The sequence below is a fragment of the Niallia sp. M35 genome, from assembly GCF_050971705.1.
GTDB lineage: Bacteria > Bacillota > Bacilli > Bacillales > Cytobacillaceae > Niallia > Niallia circulans_A.
Genome location: NZ_JBPCEP010000031.1, coordinates 12,385 through 30,170, shown reverse-complemented (window position 1 = coordinate 30,170; position 17,786 = coordinate 12,385). Strand labels below are relative to the sequence as shown.

Here is a 17,786-nt window from a genome sequence, read left to right as displayed (position 1 = left end):
AAGCCGAGGAGGCTTAGGTTGCTCCCCGCGGAAAGGGAGTGTCTGTAGCGTAATGGAACGAATTGGTTTCCCTACTAATTTAGAGATTGTTCGTCTTTATCCATTAATTATTTTGTTATGTCCCACTCTCTTTTTCTATTGATAAATATAAGATTAATAGGAGATAACGAATATTCTAGTTATAATAAAGAGGAAAGCTGATTATATTAGATTAGTTAAATGAACTTTAAGTAAAAGCAGAGGTAATGTTCTTATGGATAAAAAGGTAAAAGATAAAAAAAAGGAGGAATATCGATCGGCAGAGGATAAAGCTGCTCGTTACTTCGAATCCCTTCAAAAGCAGTTAGTGGATAAGGCTTATGTGTCGCGCTTAACGAACGACTTTCAAACATGGAAAATAAACCATATTCATTCTCCATCTTTCTTTAGCTATTTTTCCCGAAAAAAAAGAAAACCACGAGTAAAAGGATATCGCTCTTATATAGAGTGGTTAAACTATGCAGGTAAACTAGATAACTATTTGCATAGAAGTGTTTCCTATCTATATATGCGCGACTTAGGAAAGACGCTTTCTTCTCCTTTCACACAAGAAAGAGTTAATGAAGTAGTTGGAAAGGTGAAAAATTATTTATTAAAGAAAGAAACAAAGGAAGATAATTTTAGTGTCGCCCGTATATACAAATTAGCTAAAAAAGATGCTGTTGAACATACAATGATTTGGGTTATGGAAAAACTGAAACGAGTGACTTCACATATTCCTGCTGGGATGAGCGTAGAGCATGCCCAGCGAAAAATCTTGAAGATTCTTGCAGGGGTCTTGATGCACGAATTAGAAGAAAGAAGAACCATGGACCTTTCAGACGAAGAGCGCCAGCTGAGGCTAGAAAAAGCTATTAAACTAGGCTTCTATTATGGATTGACCTATCCTTTAATTGATGATTTACTTGATGCCCATATTTTATCACCGGAAGAGGAAGAACGTTATTCTGCTCTAATCCGAAGCACCTTAGAAACAGGGATAGTCCCACATTTTGGTGTGTGGCATGGAGAAAATAAAGAGCTTATTTCCTTCATCCATAAGGAGTTAAAAGAAGCATTTGAATATATGAAAAAACAGCATGATAATCAAACATGGGAGCTATTTTTAAATCAATCCTATATCTTTTTTCATTCACAAGAGGTCGACAGAAAAAAGAAATTGACTGTTAGCACATACTCTAATGAAGAAATATATATCCCTGTAATCCTTAAATCTTCTGCTTCGCGACAGATTGTTCGCTCGTTGATGAATGCACCAGAGGATGAAGGGTATGATCAAAGAACATTTTATTATGGAATTTATAATCAGCTGGCCGATGATTTAGCCGATATGTTTGAGGATAAAAGGGATGGTGCTGTAACGCCTTATACGTATTATTTCACCTATTATCAAACGAGAAAGGACTTACTTAATCCTTTTGAAATGTATTGGACCGTCATTTCCTATTTGATTCACGATGTCTACCATTCAGATTCAAAAACCCAAGAAGTCTTATTAGACCGTGCAGTTAACGGATTAAAACGACTAAAGGAAAAATTGGGAAATGAGAAATATAATGATCTAATGGGAATTCTCACAAAAAATTTTCCCGTCTTTAATCGATTATTACAGCAGATGGTGGAAAAATCAGATGATGTCGACTTTTTCGATAAGTTATTACGTGATCATATGATTAGTATTTTAAAGGAAAATCACAGAGAACAAGAAGCGTTTTCTGAAATGATTCAATCAACCCGGGTATCTATCGATAATATGCTGCCAATTACAGAAAATGCACAATTGAAAAAAGATATCGTGACAGACGCAGCAAATTATAGTCTTACTGGAAATGGAAAAAGATTACGGCCGGTTATTACTAGTTTTATCGGGGAAAAAGAATGGGGACTAGATAATACCCAAATTGCCCCCCTATTACGATCAGTGGAATATATGCATACAGCTTCTCTAATATTTGACGATTTGCCATCGCAGGATAATGCCGCAATAAGGAGAGGACGACCAACGCTGCATGAAGTGTATGATACTGCAACAGCAGAATTAACTGGATTGTTTCTAACACAAAAGGCAATAGAAGAACAAGCTAATTTACGTGATTTTGATGAATCCAGGGTATTACAGCTGATTCAATATACAACGAAAGCCACCGCTGATATGTGTAAAGGCCAGATAATGGATTTAGAATCGCGCGAAAAACAACTATCTCTTCAAGAACTGAATACTCTGTGTTTTTATAAGACGGGAATTGGGTTCGAAGCAGCACTTGTCATGCCAGCCATTTTAGCAGGAGTTCCAGAAGAGGTTAAGGATTTGCTGAAGAAATATGCTTATCATGCTGGAATTGCATTTCAAATAAAGGACGATTTACTCGATGAAGAGGGAAGTAAAGAAATATTAGGAAAAGAGTCTGGAATGGACAAAGACAATAATACATCCACTTTTGTAAGTGTGCTAGGTGTAGAAGGTGCCAAAAAGGAAATGTGGGAGCATTATTGCATAGCGTTAGATATAGTCGATGCTATACCGAAGAAGACTAATTTTTTAAGGTACTTAGTAGATTATATGGTTAATCGAAATCGGTAATAATAAATAGATATAGATTGTTTAAAGGAGAATAATGTGATGAAAATTACCTTTTTAGGAAAATATGGAGGTTATCCTGGGAAAGAAAGTCCGACATCTTCCTTCTTATTGGAGTCCGCTGGATTTCATTTATTGGTTGATTGTGGGAGCGGTGTGCTAGCAAAGGTGCAATCCTATGTGGATTTAAAAGATTTAGATGCGTGCATTCTTTCCCATTATCATCATGATCATATCGCAGATATAGGCGTGCTGCAATATGCTATGTTAGTGGAATCTATACTTGGAAATCGCGCAGCAGCTTTCCCAATTTATGGACATAAACAGGATAGCAAGTTTGAGGAATTAACCAACGATATTTATACAGAAGGGCGAGAAATTTCTGTAGGAAAAACATCTAATATTGGGCCGTTTACTATTTCTTTTTGTGAAACGATTCATCCTGCCTACTGTTTGGCAATGAAGATCCAAGCAAATGGGAAAACCATTCTTTACACTGCAGATACAGAGTGGAAGGATGAGTTAGTTGTTTTTGCGAAAAATGCGGATCTCTTAATAAGTGAAGCAAGTATATATAAAGAACAGTTCGGCGTGGTAAGAGGACATTTAACTGGTGAAGAAGCTGGAAAGTTAGCGGAACTTGCCGGTGTAAAGCAGCTTTTATTAACCCATCTTCCCCATTATGGAGAACAGGAAAAACTGGTGGAAGAAGCAAAAGAAATTTTTAGTGGTCCCGTTCAGTTGGTCTATCCAGGTATGGAAATAGATTTTAAATAGCAGTAAAAAAAGTGTTGGTTTCATTTAATTGAAATCAACACTTTTTTTACACGGATATATCATTTTGACAAATTCATATTCTCCACCATTAGTATACTGAAGGAATGTAGCTGCTTCTTTAAAGCCTGCCTTTTTGTATAATTTTATGGCTCGATCATTAAAGACGGCAACAGCCAAGGTGATAAAAGCTGGCGAAAAGCGTTCCTTTATATAATCGATCCCAGTGGCTAAAAAGGTATAGCCAAGTCCTTGTCCTGTTAAGTCTGGCCTTAAACCAAGGCCTATATCAATGGTGTCGTTTTCTTCATGATGGATACTAAAAAAGCCAATGAGTCGATTGTTTTCTGTAACAGCATAAACAGAGTCAGCTCTTTTTTCCCTATCAAGAAATTCTGTTAAATCCTCTTCATCCGCTTCCATATTATAAAACGCATACTTTCCATCATAATGCCAGTTAAAAGCAATTTCCTCTGCTTGCTCTTGGGTAATAAGTTGAAATGAATACATAAAGAAAAACCTCCACTTTTTTAAATCATAACATATAGAAATATTTTGATAAATGAGAAATTATTCTTCCTCTCGTCTAGTTGAACAGGCTATACTTAAGAAAATAAGAAGGGGGCATCAGACAAATGGAAAAAGAAAATCAAAATCTATTTCATATAGAAGAAACAACTATTTTTGAAGTACAAAAGGCACTGGATTCGGGGCAGATTACTTCATGGGAGCTAACAAAACAATATATAGAACGAATCAAGACATTTGATTCGACGTTATGCTCCATTAGAGAAATTAATCCAGATGCATTAGCAATTGCTGATGAACTGGATAAAAAAAGACAAGAAATGGATCAAATTGGCCCCCTTTACGGTATTCCAGTCATCATGAAGGATAATATTGATACACAGGATGCGATGGCCACAACGGCTGGCTCGATTGCCTTAGCAAATAATTTTGCCAAAGAGGATGCCTTTATTGTAAAAAAGCTGCGCGAAGCAGGAGCGATTATTATTGGCAAGGCAAATTTATCCGAATTTGCCAATTTCATTACGGAATTAAATATGCCAAATGGTTATAGCTCATTAGGCGGCCAGGTAATGAATCCGTATGGGCCAGGAGTATGGGATGTTGGTGGTTCAAGCTCTGGCACTGGAGCAAGCATTGCTGCCAATTTTGCTGTGGTAGGAATAGGGACAGAAACATCTGGTTCGATTCTTAGTCCTGCTAGCAATAATTCCCTTGTTGGTATTAAACCAACGTTAGGTCTCATTAGCCGGACCGGAATTATTCCGCTGGCGCATAGCCAGGATACGGCAGGGCCGATGACTAGAACGGTTCAAGATGCCGCTATCTTACTGGGAATAATGGCAGGAGTGGATGAAAGAGACGAGGTGACATTAACAAGTATTGGTCAGCCTAGGGATTATACTGCATTTTTAAAAGCAGATGGTCTGAAAGGAAAAAGAATTGGAGTTGATCGTTCCTTCTTACCGGAAGAGGAAGAAGAAGTTACATTATTTAATAAAGGCTTAGAAGAATTAACGCAGCAAGGTGCTATTTTAATAGATATGACGATCCACCGTGAAAAATTTGACTCCATTGTTCTTTATCATGAGTTTAAATATGGGATAGATAATTACCTGCGTAAATGTGCAGAAGAAGTTCCTGTCCATTCATTAAAGGAAGTAATTGAGTTTAATAAAAATCATTTAGATGTTGTAAAATATGGCCAGACTATTTTGGAATACTGTGAAACGTTAAATGGAGATTTAGCAGACCCTACCTATAAGGAACATCGGGATACAGATATTCGATTATCCGCTTTGGAGGGCATAGATGCAGCGATAGAAAAATATGAATTAGATGGTTTAGTATTCGCGAAATATGTAGGTTGTGAGCTGCCAGCAAAAGCAGGCTATCCATCAATTACTGTACCAGCTGGTTATACCCCGAAAGGGAAGCCGATGGGATTAACCTTCACTGGAGTAGCTTATAGTGAACCGAGTCTGATTGAAATGGCCTATAGCTACGAACAAGCAACAAAGCATCGTGTCCCGCCAGCTTTAGCATGGAAAGGGCTGAAATAAGATAAATAGAGAAAGGGATGCCATTAAACTCCGTCTATTCACTCTTTTGAGAATTCCTTATTAAAAATCAAAGTAGAAGAAACAGGTTTTCACTAAAAAGCTATATTAAACTAGCCTTCTTCATCTTATTCATTAGTTAAGCTCCATTCAGGCATAAGCTAACTGGCAGGATAATATATTAATAGAAAGGGTTATTGTTTACTAGCTATCTAAATAGTTTGTCCTAGATTGATTTACGTATATAAGCTATAATAAAAACAAAAAGAAAGCTCTTACATTTAAATCGTATAACCAAAAAGAAGAGAGAAAAAACGGCTGTTAGTAGAAGATGAGTACTAACAAACGGTTAACAAAATAAGAGGATTTCATGTTTTTAAGGAGGAAAAGCAATTGACTTTATCACGTGTACTAGTTGGTATTTTTAAAAGTTTTGAAGAAACAAAGGAACAGCCTAAGGTTCCTGAATTGAAGACTCGTTATTATAAAAAAAGCCGGGATCGCTTAATGGAAACGATTAAGAATGTAGTCGAAAGAAAACTGACAAATTGGGATCTGAAAAAAGTAGATATGGAGAGAGGAGAAATCGTACTCAGCAAAGGCTCAAGCTTAATGATTGTGACTGTTTACAAATTAGCAGGAATGCAATCAGCTGTGGATGTTTATTGCTCAAAGGAAGGGACTTTGGGTGATTTCGGCTCAAGCTATAAACATATTCAACATTTTTTTAAAGCACTTCATACAGAGATACAGCCAGAAAAAGGGTAAATGTCAATAATACTACATTCATTTGGAATGGAAGTGGATAAAAAGTGAAAATATTAATTACCGGGGCAAATCGAGGCTTGGGAATTCATCTAACTAAAACTGCTTTGAAAAGGGGACATACTGTGCTTGCAGGAGTTCGAACGGTTCAGGAAACTTCTCCTATTAATCTTTTGAAAGAACAATATCCAGATCAACTACATACATATTACCTTGATGTTACTCAGGAAGAATCAATTATCAAAGCGGCTGAACTTGCTGCCAAGGATGTTGGAGCCATTGATGGGATTATTAATAATGCAGGAGTGTTAACAGAACGAGGGAAAAAGATCGAAGAATTAGATTTCGAGCATGTCCAATTTACGATGGACGTCAATGTATTAGGACCAATGAGAGTAATGAAGCATTTTCTTCCGCTTATACATAAAGGCGAGGACAAAGCTATTATTAATATTTCTTCCGAAGCAGGAAGTATCCAAAACGCCTATGGAGGAGATTTCCCGTACGGTATTTCCAAAGCGGCACTGAATATGTTTAGTGTTCAATTATCAAGATATGTAAAAGAAAAGAATATTACGGTATATGCTATTCATCCTGGCTGGATCAAAACGGATATGGGTGGGGAAGATGCAACAGGCTATCCAGACGATTCGGCAAAGGGGATATTAGATATTTTAGAAGGAAAAATCGTCGGAACGAGTGAATTAGGTTTTATTGATTTTAGAGGACGGGAAATGAAAATCTAAGTAATATATAGATAGTATCAGAAATGGGCGGCACGATGCAAAGCTATTTCTGATTTTTTTTTATGTATGGAAACTCTTTTAAACGAAATGATAAAAGAAAAATCCCCACTTTTTGTAGATTCCCATTATAATAGAAATATTATTTATAATATTCTGTTGATTTGTTTTGGAAGGAGAATCTGATGAACAAGGAAAAAATCGTAACAATGCAGCTTTTAAATCAAAAACATATGGAAGAACTGCTTTCTCTAGCGACTATTGTCGGCTGGGATTATGATAAGCAAGAAATCCGCACTTTACTTGCTTCGGGGACGGTCTTTGGGCATGTTAATGATAAACATACGGTGGTATCCTGTGCCGCAATTATTCCATATGGAAGCAATTTGGCATCTATCGGTATGGTTATTGTTCATCCAGATTATCGTGGAATTGGTTTAGCCAAGGAGTTATTAGTTACATGTATGAATCAGGTTTCAAAAGATTCTGCCCTTATGTTAATTGCCACGCGAGAAGGAAGACCAGTTTATAAAAAATTGGGATTTAATGATTATAGTCATGTGACGAAACTACTTGGAGAAGGGCAGCAGTGCAGACAATCGCTAAATGGTTATACGATAAGCCCATATCAGTCAAAAGATTTTAAAGAAATGCTCAAATTGGACAAAGAGGCATTTGGCTGTGAGAGAGACCTGTTTCTAAAGAATAGATTTGAGCAGGCAAAAGAAGTAATAGTGATAAAGAAAAGTAATTTGATTGTTGGCTATGCTGCTGCTGTAAAAAAGCCTGCTAATCTAGTGATAGGTCCCGTTGTTGCTCAAAATGATGAACAGGCTATGCTTCTTATACAAACAATCATCTCTAACAATAGGGGGATGATAAGAATGGACCTAGTAGAAGGGAAAAAAGAGATAATAAAAGCACTCGTAGAATTAGATTTTCAAGAAAATGATTGTCCTCCGGTAATGGTTAAAAATAGCGAAGCGTTTCCTGAGAGAAATGGCAGTCTTTATGCGATTGCAGCCCAGTCTTATGGATAAAGGATTTAGATTTGCCAAATAAGAAAGAGGTTTTTGGATGAGTATAAAGTTAGAAGAATTATTAAAGCTCCCTTCCCTGCGTGAGGCAAAAGTAGTTGCAGGGAAAGAGGGACTAACAAAGCTAGTTTCCTCTATTTCGGTTTTAGAATATACGGATGTAGCTTCTCTGAAGGAAGATTTGTTTAATAATGATGAGTTTTATGGAAGTGAAATTGTTATTTCTGCCTTGATCATGATTAAAGATGATGTTGAGGCACAATGCAGAACAATTGAGCATTTGCATAAAGTAGGGGAAATTGGCTTAATCTTATATTATGTCGGTGTTTTTCTCCCGAAAATTGATGAGAAAGTTATCGAATTAGCAGATACACTCGGTTTTACATTAATTGTTATGCCTGAAAAGCAAATGTCTTTGCGTTATAGTGAAGTTATATATGAAGTCATTGAAGCGATTGTAAAGAATGAGATGGCTTCCCCTAGCTTTGTAAGTGAGATGGTTGAGCAAATATCTGGAGTACCACTTCCACAAAGAAATATGGACACTGTCTTAAAAATACTGGCTGACCGTACTCGTTCTTCTCTTGTATTAGCCAATAAAAATAACCAGGTCATCCATGCAGTCACATGGCCAAGAACAAGTACAATGAATATCTTTGAAACAGTTGAGCAATATAAAGAATTGTCTGTTGACCAAGTTTTGGTGAAAAGAAATGGCGACCAGCCTTTATATATATCAAAAAAAGTAATTGCCCAAGAAGGAATCCCTTTTTTAAATTTATATATTTTGAAGGAAAAGGATCCTTTAGTTCTTGATACAGCTGTTCAACTAGCAGAAGTCGTGCAAGTATTTATTAATTTATGGGGAAAACACTACGATGAAATAAGTACAGCAGAGCTAATGAAGGCGATTATGAACGATGAAAGTGTAAAGATGCGACGTCTGGCCAATATATTAAATATTGATGTAACAGCTATACATATGATGTGGATTATGGAAACGAACAATATGGAGGAAGAGCAACTGCTGAAGAAAGTGAAAGAATACGTCAGACAGAATTATCATGTTTCATTGGTTGATTTTTATAATGGTTTTCTTATTATCCTAGTAGATGATTCTATTATTCAAGAAGATCCCTTTCAGTCAGCAAATCGATTGTTAGCTTTGTTGGATGAAAAGGAACAGAACTTTACGATAACTATTTGTCAAAATATGAACAATACAACAGAGGTTCAGCAAGCATATACGAACTGTAATGAGTATTTACGGATAGCGAAAATTATTTATCCGTATAAAAAAATATTTACCCTGCAAGAAATGAATTTTTCTTTAGAGTGTTTTCAGATTATTAATAGCGGAGAATTGGCAATTGAGAAAATATTGCAGCCTATTTCGCCTATAAGAGAACATGGCAACCAAGCAGAAGAGCTCTTAAGTACACTTACGGTATATTTATTAGAAGGTAGTAATCGTTTTCAGGAAACAGCTGATATTCTTTACTTACATAAAAATACGATAAAATATCGAATTCAAAGGATAACCGAAATTCTCAAATATCCTGTTACGAAATCACCAGAAGTTTTTCAGTTATACAAAGCTGTCGCTGTTTATCGAATGTTAGCACAAATAAAAGAGCAATAGAAAAAAGAGCATTTTTGTTCAATTAAACAAAGAATGCTCTTTTTATTTTTCGGTTCAGCTAAATACATATAGTTTCGTTATCGATATAATAAGTTTTAATTACATAAAGGAGGCGTGAAAATGAGTGATAACAGAGACGGAAATCAGGAGGCACAATCATGGCAGAGTCTAGCTTTTCTATGGACGGGCTCGATGATTTGTATACCTAGTTTATTAATAGGCGGTACACTAGTTAGTGGTATGCCTTTATGGGAAGCTGTCCTTGTCGGGTTAATAGGGTATGGAATTATTGTTGTTTTAATGATCTTTCAAGGAATACAAAGCAGTGATATACACAAGCCGACCGTTAGTGTCGCTTCGCAAGTTTTTGGAGAACAAGGCTCAAAGAAAATAATTTCGATTATATTAGCTGTTGCATGTCTGGGCTGGTTCGGAATACAAGCAAATGTGTGTGGGGCAGCATTTTCCCAATTTTTAAGCGTATATGGGATTAACCTGCCAGTACCGCTTTCTTCCCTCATATGGGGCATCATTATGCTGTTATCAGCCATTTACGGGATCAAAATACTGAATATTCTAAATTACGTTGCAGTTCCCATTTTGCTTGCAGTCTGTGTCTATGCAGTTGCGGTTTCTTTAATGGGTGACGGTGTTGCACAAATAAAAAATTATATGCCGGCTGGATCCATGTCCTTTTTATCTGGACTTTCTATTACGATTGGTTCATTTGCGTTAGGTGCAGTTATTGCAGGGGATTATTCTCAATATGCGAAATCACGTAAAGATGTTGGCAAAGCTGCATTTATTGGGATATTGCCTTCTGGAGTCTTAATGATCACTGTTGGGGCTATATTGACCCTTACTGCTGGAACTGCTGATATTACAAGTGTATTTACAGAACTAGGACTACCTGTTTTGGGAATTATTGCTCTTATCTTAGCAACCTGGACTACGAATGCAGTAAATGCCTTTTCTGGTGGAATTGCCATTATCAATGTATTTAATATTTCAAAAGAAAAAGAACGGATAGCAGTTGCGATTGCAGGTGGTGTAGGCACACTTCTTGCTGTGGTTGGAATTTTAGATTATTTTGTTCCGATTATGTCCGTGCTTTCTGCCATGATTCCTCCTGTCGCAGGGGTAATGATTGCTTCTTATTGGGTTATTCAAAAAGGGGACAAATCAAAATGGGCTAGTAAAGAAGGAATAAATTTCTTAGGAGTAATCTCTTGGCTTGTTGGGGCAGCGATTGCAGGCATTCCTGTTATCTTCTCTTTTTTTCCAAGCTTACCACAGCTGCCAAATCAGCCATTGATTGGAATGGTTATTTCCTTTGTATGTTATCTAGTAGCCAGAAATATTATCGTTCAAAAACAAGTATCTATTAATCAATAATCACAACTGGAGGGAATCACATGCGATATTTAGATGAAGAAGCGATTGAAAATATAGCAGTTGGAGCAGCATTTCTAGGTACAGGGGGTGGAGGGGATCCTTACATAGGAAAAATGATGGCTCTTTCAGCGATAAAAGAAAATGGTCCCGTTCAACTTTTGTCACCCGAAGAAGTAGAAAATGATGATTTTTTTATCCCAGCGGCAATGATGGGGGCTCCATCTGTGTTGATAGAGAAATTTCCAAAAGGTGATGAATTCGTACGTGTATTTAAAAAACTAGGTCAATATTTAAATAAAGAAGTAAAGGGAACATTTCCCATGGAAGCAGGGGGAGTCAATTCCATGATTCCTATTGTAGTTGCTGCCCAGTTAGGATTGCCGCTCATTGATTGTGATGGAATGGGACGGGCATTTCCAGAACTACAAATGGTAACCTTCCATCTAAATGGCGTTTCTTCTACACCGATGGCTATAACAGATGAAAAAGGAAATATCGGTATTATGGAGACAATTGATAATAAATGGACAGAACGGATTGCTAGAGTAGCTACCGTTGAAATGGGTGCAAGTTCATTAGTTAGTATTTATCCATGTACAGGGGAGCAGTTGAAAAAATATAGTGTGAAAAATATTATTACCTTATCTGAAAAAATTGGACAAATTATCCGCTCCAATACAAAGGATGAATTAACCAAACTACACGAACTCTTAGATACTACTAGTGGATATCATTTGTTTGATGGGAAAATTATAGATGTTGAACGAAACACAATGGGAGGGTTTAATAGGGGCTGTGTAACATTAGATGGATTGGAGCAATTTACCGGAGAAGAAGTACAAGTATTTTTCCAAAATGAAAATTTAGTAGCCCAAAAAAATGGTAAACCATTAGCTATGACTCCTGACCTCATTTGTTTAGTAGATTTAGAAACATTAAATCCAGTTACGACAGAAGCGCTGAAATATGGAAAAAGAGTGAGGCTGCTGGCATTGCCTTCTGATCCCCAGTGGAGAACAGAGAAAGGGATTGAAACAGTAGGACCAAAGTATTTTGGTTACGATATTTCCTATACACCATTAGAGGATCTTGTGAGAAAGGAAGTGTGATAGATGTATAAAGTAGGAATTGATGTTGGGGGAACAAATACAGATGCTATTATACTTGATGAAGGTTTAAATTTAATCCATCAAGTAAAAATGCCTACAAGTGAAGATATCGAGTCAGGGATTGTCTCTTCCTTAAAAAGAGTATTAGAAGAAGCAGGGATTGATAGAAAAAAAGTAACCCATGCGATGTTAGGAACTACTCAGTGTACAAATGCTATTGTGGAAAGAAAAAAACTGGCTAAAGTAGGTGTGATTCGACTGGGGTATCCAGCAACGGCCTCTGTCCTTCCTTATACTGCTTGGCCAAAGGAAATGGTCTCTGCCTTAACGGGAGAGTATCGTTTAGCCGGAGGCGGGTATGAGTATGATGGACAAGTACTGTCTAGCTTTTCAGAGGAAGAAATACGCTCCATTTTAAAGGAATGGAAAGGAAAAGTAGAAGCGATAGCAGTTGTTGGTGTTTTTTCTTCCTTGAAAAACGATCAAGAACTTCGAGTAGCCGATTTAGTGGCAGAAGTGATGGGAGAAAAAACCCCAGTATCTTGTTCTTCCTTAATTGGTTCTGTTGGATTAATTGAAAGGGAAAATGCAACGATATTAAATAGTGCTCTATTTAAGGTTATTGCAGCAACAAGCAATGGCTTTGAAAATGCATTAAGAGAAGAAGGAATAACAGATGCGCAAGTATTTCTCTGCCAAAATGATGGAACATTGATGTCGATAGAGTATGCTCGAAAATTCCCCATTTTAACGATTGCATGTGGACCAACTAATAGTATTCGTGGGGCATCTTACTTAGCTGGGATTAAAGATGCGATGGTATTAGATGTAGGTGGAACGACATCGGATATTGGTGTCTTAACAGCCGGATTTCCGCGTGAGTCTGCGCTTGCAGTAGATGTGGGCGGAGTCCGAACAAATTTCCGTATGCCGGATATTGTATCCATTGGATTAGGCGGGGGAAGTATTGTCCGAAACGTGAATAATGAAGTAACGATTGGACCAGACAGCGTAGGTTACCGAATTACTGAAGAAGCACTTGTCTTCGGGGGGGAAACACTCACAACAACGGACATTGCAGTACGCTTAGGAGTTGCAGAGATAGGAAATCCAGAATTAGTGAAACATATTGATGAAGAATTCGCTCAACAAGCATACGCGAAAATAGCAGCAATGACGGAAGAAGCAATTGATAAAATGAAAACAAGTAATAATGATGCCACGGTTGTTTTAGTAGGAGGCGGCAGCATCATTATCCCAAGACAGTTAAAAGGGGTGGAAGAGATCATTCATAATGAGAATGGTGCGGTTGCCAATGCAATAGGCGCATCCATTTCGCAAATCAGCGGACAATATGAGCAAATATATATCTATTCACAAACTCCTCGTGATGAGGCGCGAAAAGATGCGGAAGAAAGAGCGAAACAGCAAGCAATATTAGCAGGTGCAAAAGTGGAAACAATTGAACTTGTAGAAATAGAAGAAATTCCGTTAGCATATCATCCAGGAAATGCGACAAGACTAAGAGTAAAGGTAGTAGGAGAACTAACGTAAAGCTAGCTGATTAAAACAATTGGACACTCAGAATAAAGAAAGAGAAAATGATTGCCTCATTTTCTCTTTCTATTTATATGTGCCATGATATCAGATTTTAAATAGATTCTTTCTTTATTGCCAACATTAAGCGGTTCTAGAATCCCCTTTTTTACACAGTCATGGATATATTGCCGTGTACACCCTAATAACTCGGTAACCTGAGAGGTAGAAACTAATTCTTCTTCTAAAAACTTTCTAAACTCCATATCATTTTTAAATTGAATCATAAAAATCGTCCCAATCTTTATAGTATATTATCGAGTAATTATTCAATACCCAAAATTTTAACTAACTAATCATTTCGATTAAATGAAGATATAGTAATAATCATAAAAAATGGTCTGATTTTTTTAGAGATTCATTTTCTATTTATCCTAACGAATAAAAGCATATATTTTCCAAAAAGAAATAGATATAATGAGAAGGAGAATTTTTAAATTAAGTATGGTAAAAAGTGGAGGGGAATATGTTCAAAAATAAGTTGGGCAAGGTAAGATCTGGATGGATTATTTTGTTGGCCTTATTGGCTACTACGATAGCACAATTGCTGCTATCAGCGCCAGGTATGATTATTGCTATCATAATTGAATCACAAATTCACCCTAATCTTTCTGATGAGATGATTGATCAAGTATTAGACGGTTCACCGCTCTCGCTTTTGGCACAGGGGTTAGGATTAATTGGCGGTATTGCAGTATTATGTCTTTTATGGAAGTTTGTTAATAAGAAGAGAATTTCAGAAATGGGATTTAAAAGGCTTTCTCCAGATTTTATTATTGGGTTAGGACTTGGCGCATTGTCTATCGTCATTATCTTTTTTATTCTATTATTCACCCAAAATATAGAGATGGCTAATTCACTTGGTTCACCGGATTTTTCAACCTATACCATTTTGTATCTACTGTTTTTTATTTTAGTCGGTTTTTCTGAAGAATTGACCTTCAGAGGTTATATTATGTCTACACTTACCGATAATGGAAATTCAAAATTGGTAGTATATATCGTTTCATCATTAATTTTTGGGATAGCTCATTTATTAAATCCAAATGTAGCGGCTCTTGGAATTATCAATATTTTTCTTGTAGGACTTTTATTTGCTTATATGTATGATAAGACGAAAAGCCTATGGATGCCAATTGGTTATCATATAACGTGGAATTATTTCCAAGGAAATGTGTTTGGTTTTCCAGTTAGTGGTACCACTCCCTACGGGCTATACGGAATAGATGTTTCTGTGGGAAATGATTGGCTAACAGGTGGTTCTTTTGGGTTAGAAGGTGGTTTTCTAGCAACAATTATGATCATTATTGGGTTTATTGTTACCAAACTATTTACTATGAAAAGATAATTTTAATATACTTTGTCTAGATTTTAATCAATATTGTCATAGAATAATAGAGGAATATGCGTTATAATAAATCGAGCTGCATAATAGCATAATAAAATCCGTTTCGACGGTGGAGGTTCTAGCTACCCTCTTTAAAAAACTAAGAAAAAACAGTACTACTTTCTTAGTAGTGCTGTTTTTTCTATATGAAGGAGATTTGCGAAATGAAAAACGAAAAAGCGGTTGTTGTATTTAGTGGGGGTCAAGATAGCACTACTTGTTTATTTTGGGCTATAAAAAATTTTAAAGAAGTAGTAGCTGTAACGTTTGACTATAATCAAAGACATATTACAGAGATTGAATGTGCACAGAAAATCACCGAAGAGCTTGGCATTAAACACCATATTCTTGATATGTCTCTGCTAAATCAGCTGGCGCCAAATGCCTTAACAAGAGACGATATTGCAGTCGAAGATGGCAAGGAAGGAGAGCTGCCTTCCACATTTGTTCCAGGACGAAATTTATTGTTTATGTCGTTTGCTGGTGTATTAGCAAGTCAAATACAAGCAAAACATATTGTAACAGGTGTGTGTGAGACAGATTTTAGCGGCTATCCAGACTGTCGCGATATCTTTGTTAAATCATTGAATGTAACGTTAAATCTTTCCATGGATAACCAATTTGTCATTCATACTCCACTTATGTGGTTAAATAAGGAAGAAACATGGGGCCTTGCGGATGAGTTAGGTGCCTTTGACTTTGTTCGTGAAAAAACATTAACATGCTACAACGGAATTGTGGCAGATGGCTGTGGAGAATGTCCTGCTTGTAAGCTGCGTAAAAAGGGATTAAATGATTATCTCGCTGTTCGAAAGGGGTTATTAGAGAATGCATGACTTTCGAATTGTAGATAGACTGCAAAAATTTGGGGAAGATATTTCCTCTAAACAATTAAAATATCATTGCAAACGTGTTATGGTTAGTAAAGAGTTTACCTTTGATGCAGCACATCACCTGCATGCTTATGAAGGAAAATGTATGAATCTTCATGGACATACATACAAGGTAGTTTTCGGAATTAGTGGATATTTAGATAACCGAGGATTAATGATAGACTTTGGTGACATTAAAAAAATATGGAAAACCGAGATTGAAATTTACTTAGATCATCGCTACTTGAATGAAACTCTTCCACCAATGAATACAACAGCAGAGAATATAGTATATTGGATCTTTGAAAAAATGGAAGAGGCTTTGAATAAAGATGAGATAACGCAAGCAGATAATGGGGCGAGAGTAGAATTTGTTCGTCTCTATGAAACTCCTACTAGTTATGCAGAAATGAGAAGGGAGTGGATGGAGAGTGAGTAAAGTACCTGTCATGGAGATTTTTGGACCAACGATACAAGGAGAAGGAATGGTCATTGGCCAAAAAACGATGTTTGTCAGAACAGCTGGCTGTGATTATTCCTGCGCTTGGTGTGATTCTGCCTTTACTTGGGATGGCAGCGGAAAAGAGCTGATTAAGCAAATGCAAGCAGAGGAAATATGGGAGGAACTAGTTCGACTAGGTGGAGACGGATTTTCTTTTGTCACCCTTTCAGGAGGAAATCCGGCCCTCTTGAAAAATCTTTCCTTTCTGGTAAATTTATTAAAGGAAAAGGAAATAAAGATTGGGCTTGAGACACAAGGGAGCAAATGGCAAGATTGGTTTATAGATATTGATGAACTTACTATTTCTCCTAAGCCGCCAAGTTCTAAAATGAATACGGATTTTGACATGTTGGATTCGATTGTGCAAAGATTAAGAGATGCTAATCGAAGTACTCATATTAGCTTAAAAGTTGTTGTATTTTCTGATGAAGATTACAACTATGCCAAAAAAGTGCATTTGCGTTATCCTGATATTCCTTTTTTCTTACAAGTTGGGAATGAAGATAATAAAACGACTGATGATACTAAATTAGTCGAACATTTATTGGCGAAGTATGAGTGGTTGATTGATAAAACCATGCTTGATCATCAATTCAAAAATGTGAAGGTACTTCCACAGCTACATACGTATATTTGGGGAAATAAGCGTGGAGTGTAGATAGTCGGGAAGGATTTTAGGAGGATTTTAGAATGAGTAAAATTAATACTCCTCAAATAGAGGAGGCTATTCGCTTACTATTAGAAGCAGTTGGAGAAGATCCAAATAGAGAAGGATTATTGGATACTCCAAAACGGGTAGCGAAAATGTATGAAGAGGTTTTTTCTGGTCTTACCATCGATCCAAAAGAGTATTTTGAAACGATTTTTCATGAAGACCATGAAGAATTGGTATTAGTAAAGGATATTCCTTTTTACTCCATGTGCGAGCATCACTTAGTCCCTTTTTACGGGAAAGCACATGTTGCCTATATCCCGAAAGGCGGAAGAGTGGCTGGGTTAAGTAAGCTTGCTCGAGCAATAGAGGCAGTTTCAAAACGCCCTCAGCTTCAGGAACGAATAACGTCTACTGTGGCAGATACAATGATGGAAACACTTGAGCCTCATGGAGTAATGGTCGTGGTAGAGGCAGAGCATATGTGTATGACCATGCGTGGAGTGAAAAAGCCTGGTGCTAAAACAGTTACATCAGCTGTACGAGGTGTATTTCAGACTGACAGTGATAAGCGCACAGAAGTTTTTGCGATGATTAAATAAGATAAT

17 protein-coding genes and 1 riboswitch are annotated in these 17,786 nt (G+C 36.8%); of the genes, 15 read left to right on the top strand and 2 right to left on the bottom strand.

From position 1 onward, the window contains the following. Positions 1-253 precede the first annotated feature (253 nt). Positions 254-2,620: a polyprenyl synthetase family protein gene (locus NiCM35_RS26090; RefSeq protein WP_433780892.1), complete on the top strand. Its 2,367-nt coding sequence runs from the start codon at positions 254-256 to the stop codon at positions 2,618-2,620. 39 nt (positions 2,621-2,659) lie between these two features. After that, a complete protein-coding gene (locus tag NiCM35_RS26085) occupies positions 2,660-3,394 on the top strand; it encodes an MBL fold metallo-hydrolase (protein WP_433780891.1) in 735 nt (244 codons plus the stop codon). Between the two features lie 24 nt (positions 3,395-3,418). On the opposite strand, the gene NiCM35_RS26080 is transcribed toward NiCM35_RS26085, so the two are convergent. After that, entirely contained in the window at positions 3,419-3,901 is a 483-nt protein-coding gene (locus NiCM35_RS26080) for a GNAT family N-acetyltransferase (protein WP_433780890.1), read from the bottom strand. A 125-nt stretch (positions 3,902-4,026) separates the two neighbouring features. On the opposite strand from NiCM35_RS26080, the gene NiCM35_RS26075 reads away from it, so the two are divergent. The 8 genes from NiCM35_RS26075 to NiCM35_RS26040 all read left to right on the top strand — a co-directional run bounded on the left by NiCM35_RS26075 (position 4,027) and on the right by NiCM35_RS26040 (position 13,723). Beyond that, positions 4,027-5,481, top strand: a complete 1,455-nt coding sequence (locus tag NiCM35_RS26075; protein WP_433780889.1) for an amidase family protein — start codon at positions 4,027-4,029, stop codon at positions 5,479-5,481. Positions 5,482-5,871: 390 nt separating this feature from the next. Further along, a complete protein-coding gene (locus tag NiCM35_RS26070) occupies positions 5,872-6,246 on the top strand; it encodes a hypothetical protein (protein WP_047941533.1) in 375 nt (124 codons plus the stop codon). Positions 6,247-6,290: 44 nt separating this feature from the next. Then, positions 6,291-6,989, top strand: a complete 699-nt coding sequence (locus NiCM35_RS26065) for an SDR family oxidoreductase (RefSeq protein WP_095334050.1) — start codon at positions 6,291-6,293, stop codon at positions 6,987-6,989. Positions 6,990-7,171: 182 nt separating this feature from the next. After that, positions 7,172-8,026: a GNAT family N-acetyltransferase gene (locus tag NiCM35_RS26060; RefSeq protein ID WP_433780888.1), complete on the top strand. Its 855-nt coding sequence runs from the start codon at positions 7,172-7,174 to the stop codon at positions 8,024-8,026. 37 nt (positions 8,027-8,063) lie between these two features. Further along, the gene (locus NiCM35_RS26055; RefSeq protein WP_410796937.1) at positions 8,064-9,665 is read left to right on the top strand and encodes a PucR family transcriptional regulator; all 1,602 of its coding nucleotides are present in this window, start codon (positions 8,064-8,066) and stop codon (positions 9,663-9,665) included. Positions 9,666-9,785: 120 nt separating this feature from the next. Further along, entirely contained in the window at positions 9,786-11,060 is a 1,275-nt protein-coding gene (locus NiCM35_RS26050) for a cytosine permease (RefSeq protein WP_047941537.1), read from the top strand. A gap of 20 nt (positions 11,061-11,080) precedes the next feature. Then, the gene (locus tag NiCM35_RS26045; protein ID WP_047941538.1) at positions 11,081-12,169 is read left to right on the top strand and encodes an S-methyl thiohydantoin desulfurase family protein; all 1,089 of its coding nucleotides are present in this window, start codon (positions 11,081-11,083) and stop codon (positions 12,167-12,169) included. 3 nt (positions 12,170-12,172) lie between these two features. Next, positions 12,173-13,723: a hydantoinase/oxoprolinase N-terminal domain-containing protein gene (locus NiCM35_RS26040; RefSeq protein WP_433780887.1), complete on the top strand. Its 1,551-nt coding sequence runs from the start codon at positions 12,173-12,175 to the stop codon at positions 13,721-13,723. A gap of 56 nt (positions 13,724-13,779) precedes the next feature. On the opposite strand, the gene NiCM35_RS26035 is transcribed toward NiCM35_RS26040, so the two are convergent. Next, on the bottom strand, positions 13,780-13,992 hold the full coding sequence (locus tag NiCM35_RS26035) for a helix-turn-helix transcriptional regulator (RefSeq protein ID WP_047941540.1): 213 nt from the start codon (positions 13,990-13,992) through the stop codon (positions 13,780-13,782). A 239-nt stretch (positions 13,993-14,231) separates the two neighbouring features. Here NiCM35_RS26035 and NiCM35_RS26030 point away from each other — a divergent pair, with 239 nt between their 5' ends. The 5 genes from NiCM35_RS26030 to folE all read left to right on the top strand — a co-directional run bounded on the left by NiCM35_RS26030 (position 14,232) and on the right by folE (position 17,780). Next, positions 14,232-15,113 carry a CPBP family intramembrane glutamic endopeptidase gene (locus tag NiCM35_RS26030; RefSeq protein ID WP_047941542.1) on the top strand — a complete coding sequence of 294 codons (882 nt, stop codon included), beginning with the start codon at positions 14,232-14,234 and terminating at the stop codon, positions 15,111-15,113. A gap of 106 nt (positions 15,114-15,219) precedes the next feature. After that, positions 15,220-15,262, top strand: a riboswitch (PreQ1 riboswitch). Between the two features lie 36 nt (positions 15,263-15,298). After that, the gene (gene queC, locus NiCM35_RS26025) at positions 15,299-15,988 is read left to right on the top strand and encodes a 7-cyano-7-deazaguanine synthase QueC (protein ID WP_141231645.1); all 690 of its coding nucleotides are present in this window, start codon (positions 15,299-15,301) and stop codon (positions 15,986-15,988) included. After that, on the top strand, positions 15,981-16,463 hold the full coding sequence (queD, locus tag NiCM35_RS26020; RefSeq protein WP_095321793.1) for a 6-carboxytetrahydropterin synthase QueD: 483 nt from the start codon (positions 15,981-15,983) through the stop codon (positions 16,461-16,463). The genes queC and queD overlap by 8 nt, the downstream gene beginning before the upstream one ends. After that, positions 16,456-17,184: a 7-carboxy-7-deazaguanine synthase QueE gene (queE, locus tag NiCM35_RS26015; RefSeq protein ID WP_047941546.1), complete on the top strand. Its 729-nt coding sequence runs from the start codon at positions 16,456-16,458 to the stop codon at positions 17,182-17,184. The genes queD and queE overlap by 8 nt, the downstream gene beginning before the upstream one ends. 32 nt (positions 17,185-17,216) lie before the next feature. After that, positions 17,217-17,780 carry a GTP cyclohydrolase I FolE gene (gene folE, locus NiCM35_RS26010; protein ID WP_163186655.1) on the top strand — a complete coding sequence of 188 codons (564 nt, stop codon included), beginning with the start codon at positions 17,217-17,219 and terminating at the stop codon, positions 17,778-17,780. The last annotated feature ends 6 nt before the right edge of the window (positions 17,781-17,786 follow it).